This window comes from Nocardioides pakistanensis, from assembly GCF_054781215.1.
Genome location: NZ_BAAGUV010000056.1, coordinates 36,768 through 51,639 on the forward strand (window position 1 = coordinate 36,768; position 14,872 = coordinate 51,639).

Below are 14,872 nucleotides of genomic sequence, written 5' to 3' on the forward strand. Positions count from 1 at the left end.
CTGTGCGGAGCGTCGGGTTGCCGGGCTTACCCATCGGTCCGGCGCGTCTCGACCTGAGCGCCCGGTCCCCCGCAGCTGCGCCAAGGCCCGGTGATTCCTGTCACGGACGCGCCCGAACGGCTCTTGCCAATGGGTTGTCGAGCTCCCCGGCGATCGCCAGCGCGGAGGCAGGGTCGGCGATGTCGACCATCTCCTGGTTGTTGCGCAGCTGCAGCCGGTTCAGGCACGACAGCGGGAACCGCTCGACGAACAGGTCGTGCCGGGCGAACCCCTCGGCGAGCTCGGGATGTCGTGCCTGGTACGCGCTCACACAGACCGCCACGACCTGCCAGAACCGGTCGGCGTCGAGCAGGCCGGCCTCCTCGAACCGAGCGGAGAGGAACCGCAGGAAGCAGTCGACGACGTCGGTCAGCAGCGAGAGCACGTGCAGGTCCTCCGGCACGTCCGCCACCACCCGCCGAATCTCCTCGGGCATCTCCGCGTCGGTGTCGAGCACGGCGACCTCCTCGCCGATGTCCTTCATCAGGACCCGCACCGGGACGTGGTCGCGGAGCACGAGGATGACGTTCTCCCCGTGCGGCATGAACACCAGCGCGTGGGCATAGAAGCAGTGCAGCAGCGGCACCAGATAGGCCTCGAGATAGTTGCGCAGCCAGGAGTCCGGCGCCAGCCCCGACTGCGCCACGAGCTCGGCCACCACGGCCCGACCTCCGGCGTCGACGTGCAGCAGCGAGGCCATCGTCGCCAGCCGCTCGCCCTCCTCGACCTGGTCCACCGGGCTCTCGCGGAACAGCGCGGAGAGCATCTTGGTGTACGGCGTGCTCAGCGACACGTCCTCGTAGAGCCGGTGGTGGAAGCCGGCCGCCGCCACCTCGCGCAGCACCGAGAACCGCTGCCGCCGCAGCGTCTCGTCGCCGGCGACCAGGTCGGCCACCCAGTCGTTGATCGCCGGGGTGGGGCCCATGTACTGCGGGGAGAGCCCGCGCATGAACCCCATGTTCAGGATCGACAACGCGGTCTTGACGTACGGCCGCTCCGGGCGGCTGGTGTTGAACATCGTGCGGATCGACTGCTGCGCCTGGTGCTCGTCGTCACCCTCGCCGAGCCAGACCACGTCGTGCCGGGCCAGCGGGCCGGCCAGCACACCGGCGAGCTTGTTGGCCCACTGCCACGGGTGGGCGGGCACGAGCACGTACTCCGTCGGGTCCAGCCCCAACCCGGTGAGCCGACGCGTGAACCGGTCGAGCCTCTGGGCCCCCAGCTCGGCGGCGATCAGAGCGTCGTACTCGACTCCGCGGGCGGCCGCCACGGTCGCGTGGGCGCGGCGAACTGCCAGCCAGACCAGCCGGAACCGGGCGCCGGTCTCCGGGGCGTAGCGCAGGTAGTCGTCGGCGTCGAAGCCGAGCCGGCCGTTGCAGGCCACGAAGCAGGGATGACCCTCCGTCATCGCGGCCTCGACGGTCTGGAAGTCGGCGTGGACCAGCTCCTTGGCGGTGGGCGCGTCCGGGCGCAGCTTGTACGCCGCGCCGGCCAACGTGCTGCCGAGCTCCTCGAGATACACCGGCAACGTGCCGGCGCCGATCCCGAGCCGGTCGTTCACGTCGAGCACGAACCGCTGGATGTCCAGCTCGGTCTCCTCGCCACGCTCGAGGCGCCGGATCGACCCGGCGTCGACCAACCAGTGGTCCAGCGGCAGCAGCCGCGCCGCGAAGGTGTACTCCACGGCCGGGTCCGCCCCGGCCACCGCCCACATTCCTGGGCCATGCGACTGCGGGACGAGCAGCCGTTCGTGGGAGAGCTCGGCCAACGCCTTGCGGACCAGGCCCCGGTGTGCGGTCGCCACCCGCTCGGGGGTCAGATGCTCGACGAGGCTCATCGCGCCGCCTCGGTGGCCTCGAAGCGCTCGCGGGTGCAGAAGCTCAGCGCCGCCTCCTTGTCCGACAGCCGCACGGTGCCGGCGACCTCGAAGCCGACGAGCCCGTTGAGCCGGTGCACCTTGGTGTTGCGCAGGTCGGGCTCGACGACCACGCGCGACACCGCCGGGTCGGCGAACAGCTGGTCCATGACGGCGCGGATCACCGACGTGGTGAACCCGGGCACCGGGACGTCGGCGGGTGCGACCAGGAAGTGCATCCCGATGTCGCCGGGCTGCACGTCGTAGTGCGCCGCGAGCTCGTGGTGGGCAGGGTCGTAGCGCTCGCAGAGGAAGACCGGGGTCTCGTCGAGCAGGCCGAGGACGGCGTCGTGGTGCGGCGAGCCGGCGATCCGGTGGTACTCCGCGGCGACGTCCTCGACGGTCGCTTGCTGCATGCCCCAGAACTGCGCGTAGGGACGGGTGAACCAGTCGTGCAGCAGCACCGCGTCCTGGCCAGGGTCGACGGGCCGGAAGTCGAACACGTGGGCACCTCCGCGAGATAGTTAGGTGAGCCTAACCTATCTACCTTGGACGAGCGCGTGTCATGGGGGTCAGCGGGACCGGCCGACTGCCGCCAGCGCCTTGGCCACCCGGTCGGGGTCGTCCCAGGCCACCCAGCTGATCCGCGGGTCCTTGCGGAACCAGCTGTCCTGGCGCCGGGCGAACCTGCGGGTCGCGACGATCGTCTGCTCCATGGCCTCGGCCTCGGTGAGCTCGCCGTCGAGGAACGCCAGCACCTGCTGGTAGCCGATCGCCCGGTTGGCGGTGCGGCCCTCGCGGAGACCACGAGCGGCGAGGCGTCGTACCTCCTCGACGAAGCCGGCATTCCACATCCGCTCCACCCGCAGCGCGATCCGCTCGTCGAGAACCGGCCGCGGGATGTCGACGCCGACCTGGTGCGCGTCGTCGACCACGTAGGTCAGCTCCGGAAGGCTGGCGCTGAACGGGCGGCCGGTGAGCTCGATGACCTCCAGCGCGCGGACGACCCGGCGGCCGTTGCTGGGGATGATCCGCGCCGCCGCGTCGGAGTCGAGCTCGACGAGCCGGCGGTGCAGGGCCTCGGGCCCGCGCTCGGCGAGCTCGTCCTCCAGCCGTTCACGCACGGCCGGGTCGGTGCCGGGGAACTCGAACCGGTCCAGCACAGCTCGGGTGTAGAGCGCGGAGCCGCCGACCAGCACGGGGCTCGCGCCGCGGGCTCGGCAGTCCTCGATCGCGTCACGGGCCCAGCGCTGGAACTCCGCGACGCTCGCGGGCTCGGTGACCTCCAGCAGGTCCAGCAGGTGGTGCGGGATGCCCCGGCGCTCGGCGACCGAGAGCTTCGCCGTACCGATGTCCATGCCGCGGTAGACCTGCATCGCGTCGGTGTTGACGACCTCGCCGTGCAGGGCTTCGGCGAGGTCCAGGGAGAGCTCGGACTTGCCCGCCGCGGTGGGTCCGACGACGGCCACCACGGGCGGCCGGGACGAGGTGCTGCGGCCGGTCGAGGACATGTCCTGCAGTCTCCCAGGTGGGTCCCCGGGGTGTTTGCCTCAGGGCCTGTCGGGTACGCCTCGGACATGGCAGCATCAGAGACGAACCACGGCGGCACGCCGGCCGAGGACGAGACGACCAAGCCTGGGCCGGCGAACCCCCAGGCATCGAGCAGTCTCGACGCCCCGACTCCCCCAGGAGGCCCGTTGCGCAGTGACGCACCATCGGGTCCGGTCGCTCCCGGCGGCCCCGGGACGCCGGCGCAGCCAGGCGAGCCACAGGAACCCGAGCGGCCGATGCGCGAGGTCGAGGAGCCGGTCGGCGCCCACCCGCCGGCCGAACCGCGGGACGAGGGCGACCATGCTCGCGGACCCCAGGCCGAACCGTCGGACGACTCCGGTCACGAGTGAGCGCCCACCCCGCGTCGGCACCAGACTCCACCGGGCAGCGAGCCCGGCGAGCAGAGGAGGCATCATGAGCAACAACGCCGAGGAGTACCGCCCCGAGAGTGACGAGTCCCCCGAGACCGGCACCGCCTACGACCACGAGACCGGCGAGACCCTGCGCACGCCGCACGACGAGGTGCTCGAGGCAGAGGCTGCCGAGGCGGCCAACCCCAACGCCGCCACCTCTGCGGGCCTCGAGGGCGACATGGGCATCAGCAGCGAGCGCACCGGCCCGGCTGACGAGACCAGCACCCAGGGACTCGGCGACCTGACCGACTTCGAGGGCACCGGCACGGTCGGCACCGCGCGATCGCGCACGCACGGCACCGTGCCCACCACCGGCGGTCCGGAGCTCAGGGACGCCCCGGGCCGGGACCCCGAGGCCGACCGGGAGCCCCACCCCGACGACCAGGCGCGGCCCAAGCGCACGGTCGGCGAGAGCAACACCGCCGACGTGCCCTCCCACGAGCTGAGCCACAAGAACCCCGGACACTCCGGCAACTGAGATCCCCCTAGGCTGCGGGCATGACCGACCGGTTCGTCGTCGTGCCCGCTTCCTATGTCCTGTTCCTCCGCCGGGTCGGCGCAGAGGACCAGATCCTGCTGCAGCTGCGCCAGGGCACCGGCTACATGGACGGGCACTGGGCCACGGCCGCGGCCGGACACGTCGAGCGCGGCGAGTCCGTCTTCGCGGCCGCTGCGCGCGAGGCCGCCGAGGAGCTCGGCGTCGGCGACCTGGAGCTGACCGGCCTGTGCGCGATGCACCGCACCGGGGCGACCGGCGACCCGATCGACGAGCGGGTCGACTACTTCCTGCTCGCCACGAGCTGGTCGGGCGAGCCGCGGATCATCGAGCCGGACAAGTGTGCCGAGCTCCGCTGGTTCGGCGTGCACGACCTGCCGTCGCCCGTCGTACCTCATGAGCGGGTGGTGATCGAGGGGCTGCGCGACGGGACCCTGGAGCCGATCCTCGCCTTCGGGTTCTGACCCGCATCCCGCAGCGGCCCGCGGGTCCGCCTCGGGAAAGCACCTGATCCGAGGAGGAGAGATGACTGCCACCGCCCAGATGCTTGAGACCTACCCGAAGGACCTCGGCGGCGTCGACCGGCAGAAGCTCGAGGCCTGCATCACCGCGTGCTTCGAGTGCGCACAGCTCTGCACCGCCTGCGCCGACGCCTGCCTGGCCGAGGACATGGTCGCCGAGCTGACCAAGTGCATCCGCACCAACCTCGACTGCGCCGACATCTGCGAGACCACCGGCAGGGTGCTCTCACGGCACACCGGCTACGACGCACACATCACCCGCGCGGTGCTCGAGGCGTGCGCCCAGGCGTGCCAGTCCTGCGGTGACGAGTGCAACCAGCACGCCTCGATGCACGAGCACTGCCGCGTGTGCGCCGAGTCGTGCCGCACCTGCGAGCAGGCCTGCCGCGACCTGCTGGCCGCGCTCGGCTGAGGTTCACCGCGGGTATGCCGGCTAGAGGGAGCAGCCCTCGGTCGCCGGCAGCGGCTCGGGCACCCCGACCGTCGGGAGGCCGAGCATCACCCCGGCGGCCTGCTGGGGGGCGGCGTTGCGGGCCTCCCAAGCGTCGCCGGAGCGGGTGCGCCGCACCGACACCACCGGCGCGTCCGAGACCAGGTGGTGGGGCGCGGCCTTGGTGACGACCACCTCGACTACGTCCCCGGGCCGTACGTCGACCACGTCGCCGTCCCGGCCGACAGCAGCGAAGTGCACCAGCCGGTTGTCGCGGGCTCGGCCGGTGAGCCGGTGGGTCTGCTCGTCCTTGCGGCCCTCGCCCTCGGAGACCAGCAGCTCGACGGTGCGCCCGACCAGCTTCTTGTTCTCGTCCCACGCGATGTCGTTGACCAGCTCGACGAGCCGCTCGTAGCGCTCCTGCACGACCGCCTTGGGCACCTGCTCCTCGAGCACCGCCGCCGGCGTGCCGGGCCGCTTGGAGTACTGGAAGGTGAACGCGCCGGAGAACCGCGCAGCCTCGACCACCTTCATCGTCTCGAGGAAGTCCTCCTCGGTCTCGCCGGGGAACCCGACGATGATGTCGGTGGTGATCGCAGCGTCGGGGATCTTCGCGCGCACCCGCTCGATGATGCCGAGGAACCGCTCCTGGCGGTAGGACCGCCGCATGTCGCGCAGCACCTTGTCCGAGCCCGACTGCAGCGGCATGTGCAGGCTCGGCATGACGTTGGGGGTCTCGGCCATCGCGTCGATGACGTCGTCGGTGAACGCTGCCGGGTGCGGACTGGTGAACCGGACCCGCTCCAGCCCCTCGATCTCCCCGCAGGCGCGCAGCAGCTTGCCGAACGCGAACCGGTCACCGAACTCAACGCCGTAGGAGTTCACGTTCTGCCCGAGCAAGGTGACCTCGGTGACCCCCTCGGCGACCAGCGCCTCGATCTCGGCGAGGATCTCCCCGGGTCGACGGTCCTTCTCCTTGCCGCGCAGCGCGGGCACGATGCAGAACGTGCAGGTGTTGTTGCACCCCACGGAGATCGACACCCACGCTGCGTACGCCGACTCGCGCTTGGTCGGCAGCGTCGAGGGGAAGACCTCGAGCGACTCGAGGATCTCGACCTGCGCCTCCTCCTGGACGCGCGCGCGCTCGAGCAGCACCGGCAGCGAGCCGATGTTGTGGGTCCCGAACACCACGTCGACCCACGGCGCCTTGCGGGTGATCTCGCCGCGGTCCTTCTGCGCCAGACAGCCGCCGACCGCGATCTGCATGCCGGGCCGCGCCGCCTTCACCGGGGCGAGGTGACCGAGGTTGCCGTAGAGCTTGTTGTCGGCGTTCTCGCGCACCGCACACGTGTTGAACACGACCACGTCGGCCGTGGCGTCCTCCGGTGCGCGGACGTAGCCCGCGTCCTCGAGCAGGCCGGTGAGCCGCTCGGAGTCGTGGACGTTCATCTGACACCCGTAGGTGCGGACCTCATAGGTGCGGGGAGCTGGTGCAGACATATCGGCACCAGGGTACGGCGCCCCGTCGTACCCGGAGAAATGCGCGCACGCCGACCGACCGCGTAACCCCGGTCCCACGAGCGGCGTTGGCAGGGCATGTGCGAGCACCGCTCCCCCGCCCTCGGGCCGGCAGAACAGCCCGACCGCCGCGAGTTCCTGCGTACGACGGGCAGGGCGACCGCCGTGGCCGCCGGGCTGACGACCGGGCTGGCCACCGTCGCGGCACCGATGCTGTTCGAGCCCGCCGCGGCGGGACGCAGCGTCAGTCGCACCTACACGGGCAGCTTCACCGGGGTCGACACTGCGGACTGGCACTACGTACCGGTCCGGGTGCCGCGCGGCGTGCGGGAGATCGAGGTCTCCTACGACTACGAGTCGACTCCGACGCCGATCGGGGCGAGCGCGAACGTGATCGACATCGGCCTGTTCGACGCCTCCGGGCACGGCCTCGGCAACGCCGCCGGCTTCCGGGGCTGGTCGGGCGGGGCACGGCGGTCGTTCCGGGTCTCGCGGACCGGCGCCACGCCTGGCTACCTGCCGGGCCCCCTCGAGCCAGGACTGTGGCACGTCGTGCTCGGGCCGGTCGGGATCATCCCGCCCGGCGTCGACTGGACGATGACGGTCACGCTGCACTTCGGCCGTCCCGGGCGCCGCTTCCGGCCGTCCCCGGCGCCGCGCTCGGTGCCCGGCACCGGCCGGCGGTGGTACCGCGGCGACCTGCACCTGCACACCGTCCACTCCGACGGCAGCCGCACTCCCGCGCAGATGGTCGCGGCCGCAGCCGCAGCGGGCCTGGACTTCTTCGCCTCCACCGAGCACAACACGAGCTCGGCGAGCCTGGTCTGGGGCCGCCACGCACCGGCCGACCTGCTCGTGGTCAACGGCGAGGAGGTCACCACCCGGGAGGGCCACTGGCTGGCCCTGGGACTCCCGGCCGGGGCGTGGGTCGACTGGCGCTACCGCAGCACCGACGGCGCGCTGCCCCGGTTCCTCGACCAGGTGCGCGACCTGGGCGGGCTCGCGATCATCGCGCACCCCACCGTGCCGATCCCGTCGACCGGCTGGAGCCAGGGTCCGCTGGAGCAGGCCGACGCGATCGAGGTGTGGAACGGGCCGTGGACCCTCGACGACGAGGGCACCCTGTCCCGCTGGCACGCCATGCTCGTGGCCGGTCGCTACGTCCCGGTCGTCGGCAGCTCGGACTCCCACAGGCCGGACCAACCGGTCGGGCTGCCGCAGACGGTGGTGCTCGCCGACACGCTGAGCACCGGCGCGCTGGTCCGGTCACTCAAGGCCGGGCGTGCCTGGCTGGCCGAGTCCGCCGACGTTCACCTCGACTTCATCGTGTCCGGTCCGTCGGGGGAGGCCACGTGCGGCGGCCGGCTCCCGGCCGGCGCGGGCGACACCGTGAGGGCGCGGGTGGACGTCCAGGGAGTGCCCGGCTGCGTCGCGACGCTGGTCGGGCCGACCGGACCGCTGGCGTCCGTGCCGGCGGACGCGGAGGGTGAGGTGGCTCTGGAGCTGACACTGCCCGCGGCCGCCGCCCGCTTCCTGCGCGTCGAGGTACGGCGGCCGGGGTCGGTCGACCAGCCGCCCACGGACCCGACGCAGGATGCCGTGGGCTCCGCGATGGTCGCTCTGACCAACCCGGTGTTCGTCGACCTCGGCTGAGAAGAGGCTGCCTCGCGTCGGCGGCGCCAGGACGCGCCGTGACCTACTTGGGCTGCATCCGGATCCCGCCGTCGACGCGGATCGTCTCGGCGTTGAGGTAGCTGTTGGTGACCGCCTCGACCACCATCGAGGCCAGCTCCTCGGGGGCGCCGAGCCGCTTGGGGAACAGCACGCCACGCTCGAGGTTGGCCTTGAAGTGCTCGCTGGCCTCGCCCTCGCCGTAGATCGGGGTGTCGATCAGCCCCGGGGCGACCGTGTTCACCCGGATGCCGGCGGCGGAGAGGTCGCGCGCGATGGGGAGCGTCATACCGACCACGCCGCCCTTGGAGGCCGAGTAGCTCGCCTGGCCGATCTGCCCGTCGAAGGCGGCCACGGAGGCCAGGTTCACGATCGCACCACGCTCGCCCGACTCGTCGAGCGGCTCGTTGCGGCTCATCACCGTCGCCGCGATCCGGATCGCGTCGAAGGTGCCGAACAGGTTGATCGCCACGACCTTCTTGAACGCGTCGAGGTCGTGCGCGGAGTCGTAGCTCCCGTCCCGGCCGATGGTCCGCTGCGCCCACCCGATGCCCGCGGAGTTGACCAGCACCCGCAGCGGGCCGAGCTCCTGGGCCGCCTCGACCGCGGCGACGATCTGGTCGGTATCGGTGACGTCGACCTTGACGAACCGGCCACCGACCTCCTCGGCGATCTGGCTGCCCTTGTCCTCCTGGAGGTCGGCCACGACCACCTTGGCGCCCCGCTGGGCCAGCTGGCGTACGACGGCCGCGCCGATCCCGGAGGCCCCACCCGTGACGACTGCGCTTGCACCTGTGATGTCCATGGACGGCAGGATAGCCACTGAACTAGAACGCGTTGCAGTCGGACCCCGCGGCACCGCGCTCGCCGCGCCCCGCGGCGCGCGCCGCGGCCCGCCGCACCTGCCGCCACGACGGCTCAGCTGAGCTGTGGTGACCGCCCGGACGCCGAGATCACCGTCAAAACAGCTCAGCTGAGCTGTTGTGACCGCCCGGACGCCGAGATCACCGTCACAACAGCTCAGCTGAACGATCGTGACGTGGCCACCAGCCGCGCGGGCTTGCCCTCGCCTGCACCGCCGGCAGGAGCCGGACCCACCAGAGGACGCCCATCACGCCGCCGCGGCCGCGCCCCCGGTGTCGGGGACGCGGCCGCGGAGGCGTCGGGTGGGTGCTGACTCAGTCGGCGTCGGTGCCCGCGGAACCCGAGGAGCTCTGCTGGTCGCCGGTGTCCGGCTCGGTGACCGGTGCGGTGCCGCGCTGGACCAGACCGGTCTGGCCGGTTGCGGGGTTGAAGCCCTGGCCTGCCGCGGGGATCCCAGACGGCGTGCGCGCGTCCTCGCCCTGGTTGGCGGGCGAGACCGCGGACCCGCCCTGCGCGGCCGCCGGCTTGGCCCCGTCGGCGGCCGAGCCCTGATCCACGGGCTTGGCCGCACCGGCGGCGGAACCCTGATCCACGGGCTTGGCGGCCGGGGCCTTCTTGGCTGCCGACTTCGCCGGCGTCGTCTTCTTGGCCGCACCGGTGTCGGCCGACTTCTTGACCGGGAGCTTCGCGCCCGGCGCGGACTTCTTGGCCGGAGCCTTCTTCGCCGCCTTCTTGGCTGCCTTCTTCGCAGGCTGGGCCGCGGTCTCGCTGGGGTTCTCGGCGACCTTGGCCTCGATCACTTCGGCGACCTCGGCCGGGCTGGGAGCCTTCTTGGCAGCGCCCTTCTTGGCTGCAGTCTTCGTGGCTGCAGTCTTCTTGCCGGCGGTCTTCTTGGCTGCAGTCTTCTCGGCAGCGGTCTTCTTGGCCGGGGCCTTCTTGGCTGCCTCGGCGTCGGCGACCGCCTTCTTGGTGGCGACGTCCTGCACCGGCGGCCTGACCGGCTGCTTCGCGGTCGCGCTCTTCGCACCCGGGGTCTTCTTGGTGGGAGTCTTCTTCGCCGGCTCGCTCGCGGCAGCCTTCTTCGCGGGCGTGCTCGCGGCCGGCTTCTTCCGCGGAGCCGCGGTCTTGGTCGGCACGGTCCGAAGCTGGTCGCCCTGCTTCTTCGCCGGAGCGCCCGACGGCTTCGCCGGGGCCTGGGTGGCCGCAGGCTCGTTCACGTCCGGGACCGCACGCAGGCCCGGCTCGGACGCTGCGGGACGGCTCACCTCGACCGGTGCAGGCCGCTGGGTCGGCTGCTTCTGACCTCGGCCGGTCGCGCGCTGGACCACGGACTCCGCCACCGAACCGGCGGTCTCGGCCATCACCTTGCCGAGTGCGACGGTGCCCTTGGCCTGCTCGACGACCTTCTCAGCTGCCGCCTTCGGGTCCTTGAGTGTGCTGAACGCTGTCTCGGCGAGCTTGCCCACCGGATTCTTGCGAGCCACGTCTCTCCCTTTCGTCGATGACCCCGTCTGAGTCCCCCTTCTTAACCGTATTGAAACTGTGCAGGGGCCGTTCTGTGTAGGCAGTCACACTGTGCTGTCGCTAACGTGCAGGCCATGACCGCTGCGGAAGCCTCCTCCTCCCCTGCGTCCCACGCCGGCTCCGGTGAGCCACTCGTGGTCCTCGACCACGTGAACAAGTGGTTCGGGGACCTGCACGTGCTCCAGGACATCAACCTGACCATCAACAAGGGTGAGGTCGTGGTCGTGATCGGCCCGTCCGGATCAGGCAAGTCCACGCTGTGCCGGGCGATCAACCGGCTCGAGACGATCCAGGGGGGCACGATCACCCTCGACGGTCAGCCGCTGCCCCAGGAGGGCAAGGAGCTCGCCCGCCTCCGCGCCGAGGTCGGGATGGTGTTCCAGTCGTTCAACCTCTTCGCGCACAAGACGATCCTCGAGAACGTCACGCTCGGGCCGATCAAGGTGCGCAAGCAGAAGAAGGAGGATGCCGACAAGCGCGCGATGGAGCTGCTCGAGCGCGTCGGTGTCGCACAGCAGGCCAACAAGTACCCCGCCCAGCTCTCCGGCGGCCAGCAGCAGCGCGTCGCGATCGCCCGCGCGCTCGCGATGGAGCCCAAGGTGATGCTCTTCGACGAGCCGACCTCCGCGCTCGACCCGGAGATGATCAAGGAGGTCCTCGACGTCATGGTCGACCTCGCCCAGCGCGGGATGACCATGGTCGTCGTCACCCACGAGATGGGCTTCGCCCGTACGGCGGCGGACCGGGTGATCTTCATGGCCGACGGCCAGATCGTCGAGGAGAACACCCCCGAGGAGTTCTTCACCAACCCGCAGTCGGACCGGGCCAAGGACTTCCTCGGCAAGATCCTCAAGCACTGATCCGTCCACCAGCTCGGCCGGGCGACCCATCGGCCCGGTCAGATACAGAAGGGGAACACATGCGTTTCACCAGGACCAAGGCAGTGATCGCGGCAGCCGGGCTCTCGCTCGTGCTCGCAGCGTGCGGGGGTGACGGCGGCGACACCGAGGTCGATGTGGCCGACAACCCGACGTTCGACTCCGGCACGAAGATGGCCGAGCTCGCCGACGCCGGCAAGATCAAGATCGGCGTGAAGTACGACCAGCCCGGCATCGGCTTCCAGGAGCCCGGGGCCGACGCCCCGTCGGGCTTCGACATCGAGATCGGCCGGATCCTCGCTGCCGCGCTCGGCATCGAGGACGACGGCATCGAGTGGGTCGAGACGGTCTCGGAGAACCGCGAGCCGTTCCTGGAGAACGACCGCGTCGACCTCGTGATCGCGTCGTACTCGATCACCGACGAGCGTCGCCAGGTGGTCGGCCAGGCCGGCCCGTACTACGTCACCGGGCAGCAGCTCCTGGTCCGTGAGGAGGACAAGGACGCGATCACCAAGCCCGAGGACACCGAGGGCAAGAAGGTCTGCTCGGTCACCGGCTCCACCTCGCTGCAGCGGATGGAGGACGAGTACGGCGCCAACCCGGTGCCGTTCGCGACCTACTCCGAGTGCGTCGACCAGCTCGAGAACGGCACCGTCGACGCCGTGACCACCGACGGCGCGATCCTGCTCGGCTACGCCGCGGAGAACCCCGACGAGCTCGAGGTCGTCGGCGAGCCGTTCTCCGAGGAGCGCTACGGCGTCGGCTACAACAAGGACGCTGCCGAGATGTGCCAGTTCATCACCGACACGCTGCAGGACGCAATGGACGACGGCACCTGGGCCGAGGCGTTCGAGGCCACTCTCGGCGAGTCCGGGGTGGAGACTCCGGAGCCGCCCACGCTGGACGAGTGCGCCTGAGCACACGGTCCGACCGATGACCGACGAGCCGGGGGACGTCCGCCGTGGCGTCCCCCGGCTCATCTCCTGACGAGGTGAACGGTGTTCGACAACGCCTTCTTCAACGAGTGGGACCAGGTCCAGGCGGGGTTCGTGAAGACCCTGTGGATCTTCGCGTTCTCGCTGGTGCTCTCCACCGTGCTCGGCACGGTGCTGGGCAGCTTCCGGGTCTCCCCCATCACCAGCCTGCGCGCGGCCGGCACGACGTACGTCAACGTCTTCCGCAACACCCCGCTGGTGCTCATCCTGGTGCTCGGTGTGTTCGTGATCCCGACCCTGGGGTTCAGTGACCTCGGGTTCGACTTCGGGCTGTACGAGCTCAACACCTTCGAGGTGATGGGGATCATCGGTCTCTCGCTCTACACCGCGGCCTTCGTCTGCGAGGCGATCCGCTCAGGGGTCAACTCCGTCGCGGCCGGACAGGCAGAGGCGGCCCGGTCCATCGGGATGGACTTCTCCCAGTCGCTGCGGATGGTGGTTCTCCCGCAGGCGTTCCGCGCGATCATCCCGCCCCTGGCGAGCATCTACATCGCCCTCGCGAAGAACACCAGCGTGCTGGCGATCGTGGGTGTCGCCGAGGCTTCGTACGTCATGAAGAAGCTCGGCAACCAGTTCACCACCGACATCTACGTCATCTTCATCGGCTTCGCCCTGGGCTACGTGATCATCGTGCTGTTGATCTCCGGGCTGGCCTCCATCCTCGAGCGCAAGCTGGCGGTGGCCTGATGAGCACGGTCCTCTTCGACACCCCCGGGCCCCGCGCGGCCGCCCGACACCGGCTCTACACCTGGCTTGGCGCGATCATCCTGACGGCGGTCCTCGGGCTGGTGCTCTGGAAGCTCTACGTCGAAGGCGAGTTCGAAGCCGAGCTGTGGGAGGACATGGCGCAGGAGAACATCTGGCGCGCCATCTGGCAGGGTTTCCAAGCCACCCTCTCCGCCGCAGCTGTCGCCATCGTCACCTCGGTCGTGTTCGGTGCCGTGTTCGCGGTCGCTCGTCTCTCGGACCATGCGTGGGTCCGCTGGCCGGCCGTGGTCATCGTGGAGTTCTTCCGCGCGGTGCCTCTGATCCTCCTGATCCTGTTCTTGTTCATCGCCTACGCCGACGTGCTGGACAGGTTCTGGGCCCTGGTGGCGGCGCTGACGCTCTACAACGGCTCGGTGCTCGCCGAGGTGTTCCGCGCCGGCATCAACGCCGTGCCCAAGGGACAGTCCGAGGCGTCGTACGGGATCGGAATGCGCAAGAACCAGGTGATGCGCCTGGTCCTGCTGCCGCAGGCAGTCACGATCATGCTGCCGGCGATCATCAGCCAGTGCGTGATCGTCCTCAAGGACACCTCACTGGGTCTGATCATCTCCTACCAGGATGCCGTCGCCCAGGGCCGGCTGATCGCCGAGTTCGTCGACCACTCCGTGGTGCCACTGGGGCTGATCGCGGTGATCTTCATCGCGATCAACTACTCGCTGTCGCGGCTGGCGGTGTACGTCGAGCGCCGCTTCGCCCAGCGCGGACACTCCTCGGCCGGCAAGCTCTCCGCGGCGCACGACCCGAACCTCAACCCCGGAGGTGGCGGCGCGGGCTGACCCTGCGCGCGCCTACTTCGCCGGCTTCTCGGTGACCCAGAGCCGGATCACGCCGTCGACCACCACGGTGCCGTCGTCACGCACTCCGCGCACCCGCACCGGCAGGTCGGGGTCGTCGCCAGTCCATGCCTCAGGGTCGGTCTCGGCGATGCAGGTGATGTCGCTGGTCGCCTTCGCGGTGTAGTCCACCTCCATCCCCTTGGGGATCCACCGCTTGTCAGGCGGGATGGTGGCCTCGGCGAGCGCGCCCATCGCCGCCTCGAGGCCGTTGATGATCGCGATCACGTGGACCGTGCCGATGTGGTTCTGCACGCCGCGGCGCTTCTTGATCCGCAGCTCGGCATAGTTGGGCCGCAGCTCGACGAACCGGGGCCGCACGGTCGCGAAGTACGGAGCCTTCTGCGAGAACAGCACCGAGAAGATCTTCTTGCCCGCCGGGAGCCTGGTGACCTGGTGGTACAGGTCCAACACGTTCGCCATGCCAGTGGACATTACCGGTAGGTAACTTCCTTGCGCCAGCGACCCGTCTCCCCCAGTGCTCTGGACGCTTCCCTCGCGTCCTGCCGCGTGTGG

The 14,872-nt window shown here is 70.5% G+C and carries 16 protein-coding genes; 9 read left to right on the forward strand and 7 right to left on the reverse strand.

Going from position 1 to position 14,872, the window contains the following annotated elements:
* Window positions 1–100: 100 nt before the first annotated feature.
* The 3 genes from ACYVIH_RS17665 to miaA all read right to left on the reverse strand — a co-directional run bounded on the left by ACYVIH_RS17665 (window position 101) and on the right by miaA (window position 3,405).
* Entirely contained in the window at window positions 101–1,876 is a 1,776-nt protein-coding gene (locus ACYVIH_RS17665) for an IucA/IucC family protein (RefSeq protein ID WP_460870823.1), read from the reverse strand.
* The gene (locus ACYVIH_RS17670) at window positions 1,873–2,397 is read right to left on the reverse strand and encodes a GNAT family N-acetyltransferase (RefSeq protein WP_460870824.1); all 525 of its coding nucleotides are present in this window, start codon (window positions 2,395–2,397) and stop codon (window positions 1,873–1,875) included. The genes ACYVIH_RS17665 and ACYVIH_RS17670 overlap by 4 nt, the downstream gene beginning before the upstream one ends.
* 69 nt (window positions 2,398–2,466) lie before the next feature.
* Window positions 2,467–3,405 (reverse strand): tRNA (adenosine(37)-N6)-dimethylallyltransferase MiaA, encoded by a 939-nt coding sequence (miaA, locus tag ACYVIH_RS17675; protein ID WP_460870825.1) that lies wholly within the window; start codon window positions 3,403–3,405, stop codon window positions 2,467–2,469.
* A 66-nt stretch (window positions 3,406–3,471) separates the two neighbouring features.
* Here miaA and ACYVIH_RS17680 point away from each other — a divergent pair, with 66 nt between their 5' ends.
* The 4 genes from ACYVIH_RS17680 to ACYVIH_RS17695 all read left to right on the forward strand — a co-directional run bounded on the left by ACYVIH_RS17680 (window position 3,472) and on the right by ACYVIH_RS17695 (window position 5,287).
* Window positions 3,472–3,795 (forward strand): hypothetical protein, encoded by a 324-nt coding sequence (locus tag ACYVIH_RS17680; protein WP_460870826.1) that lies wholly within the window; start codon window positions 3,472–3,474, stop codon window positions 3,793–3,795.
* A gap of 64 nt (window positions 3,796–3,859) precedes the next feature.
* Entirely contained in the window at window positions 3,860–4,336 is a 477-nt protein-coding gene (locus ACYVIH_RS17685; RefSeq protein WP_460870827.1) for a hypothetical protein, read from the forward strand.
* A gap of 20 nt (window positions 4,337–4,356) precedes the next feature.
* Window positions 4,357–4,818, forward strand: a complete 462-nt coding sequence (locus tag ACYVIH_RS17690; protein ID WP_460870828.1) for an NUDIX domain-containing protein — start codon at window positions 4,357–4,359, stop codon at window positions 4,816–4,818.
* 61 nt (window positions 4,819–4,879) lie between these two features.
* A complete protein-coding gene (locus ACYVIH_RS17695) occupies window positions 4,880–5,287 on the forward strand; it encodes a four-helix bundle copper-binding protein (RefSeq protein ID WP_460870829.1) in 408 nt (135 codons plus the stop codon).
* Between the two features lie 21 nt (window positions 5,288–5,308).
* On the opposite strand, the gene miaB is transcribed toward ACYVIH_RS17695, so the two are convergent.
* Window positions 5,309–6,805: a tRNA (N6-isopentenyl adenosine(37)-C2)-methylthiotransferase MiaB gene (gene miaB / locus ACYVIH_RS17700; RefSeq protein WP_460870830.1), complete on the reverse strand. Its 1,497-nt coding sequence runs from the start codon at window positions 6,803–6,805 to the stop codon at window positions 5,309–5,311.
* 96 nt (window positions 6,806–6,901) lie between these two features.
* Between miaB and ACYVIH_RS17705 the strand changes: the two genes are divergently transcribed.
* Window positions 6,902–8,476, forward strand: coding sequence for a CehA/McbA family metallohydrolase (locus ACYVIH_RS17705; protein ID WP_460870831.1), 1,575 nt, complete (start codon window positions 6,902–6,904; stop codon window positions 8,474–8,476).
* Between the two features lie 43 nt (window positions 8,477–8,519).
* Here ACYVIH_RS17705 and ACYVIH_RS17710 read toward each other — a convergent pair whose 3' ends face one another.
* Window positions 8,520–9,299 carry an SDR family NAD(P)-dependent oxidoreductase gene (locus tag ACYVIH_RS17710; protein WP_460870832.1) on the reverse strand — a complete coding sequence of 260 codons (780 nt, stop codon included), beginning with the start codon at window positions 9,297–9,299 and terminating at the stop codon, window positions 8,520–8,522.
* A gap of 373 nt (window positions 9,300–9,672) precedes the next feature.
* Window positions 9,673–10,842, reverse strand: coding sequence for a hypothetical protein (locus ACYVIH_RS17715; protein WP_460870833.1), 1,170 nt, complete (start codon window positions 10,840–10,842; stop codon window positions 9,673–9,675).
* Window positions 10,843–10,956: 114 nt separating this feature from the next.
* Here ACYVIH_RS17715 and ACYVIH_RS17720 point away from each other — a divergent pair, with 114 nt between their 5' ends.
* The 4 genes from ACYVIH_RS17720 (at window position 10,957) to ACYVIH_RS17735 (ending at window position 14,299) form a co-directional block, all read left to right on the forward strand.
* Complete coding sequence (locus ACYVIH_RS17720) at window positions 10,957–11,742, forward strand: amino acid ABC transporter ATP-binding protein (RefSeq protein ID WP_460870834.1); 786 nt, start codon at window positions 10,957–10,959, stop codon at window positions 11,740–11,742.
* A gap of 59 nt (window positions 11,743–11,801) precedes the next feature.
* Window positions 11,802–12,677, forward strand: coding sequence for a glutamate ABC transporter substrate-binding protein (locus tag ACYVIH_RS17725; RefSeq protein ID WP_460870836.1), 876 nt, complete (start codon window positions 11,802–11,804; stop codon window positions 12,675–12,677).
* Between the two features lie 81 nt (window positions 12,678–12,758).
* The gene (locus tag ACYVIH_RS17730) at window positions 12,759–13,442 is read left to right on the forward strand and encodes an amino acid ABC transporter permease (RefSeq protein WP_460870837.1); all 684 of its coding nucleotides are present in this window, start codon (window positions 12,759–12,761) and stop codon (window positions 13,440–13,442) included.
* Window positions 13,442–14,299 (forward strand): amino acid ABC transporter permease, encoded by an 858-nt coding sequence (locus ACYVIH_RS17735; protein ID WP_460870838.1) that lies wholly within the window; start codon window positions 13,442–13,444, stop codon window positions 14,297–14,299. The genes ACYVIH_RS17730 and ACYVIH_RS17735 overlap by 1 nt, the downstream gene beginning before the upstream one ends.
* A 12-nt stretch (window positions 14,300–14,311) precedes the next feature.
* On the opposite strand, the gene ACYVIH_RS17740 is transcribed toward ACYVIH_RS17735, so the two are convergent.
* On the reverse strand, window positions 14,312–14,779 hold the full coding sequence (locus ACYVIH_RS17740) for a hotdog fold domain-containing protein (protein WP_460870839.1): 468 nt from the start codon (window positions 14,777–14,779) through the stop codon (window positions 14,312–14,314).
* Window positions 14,780–14,872 lie beyond the last annotated feature (93 nt).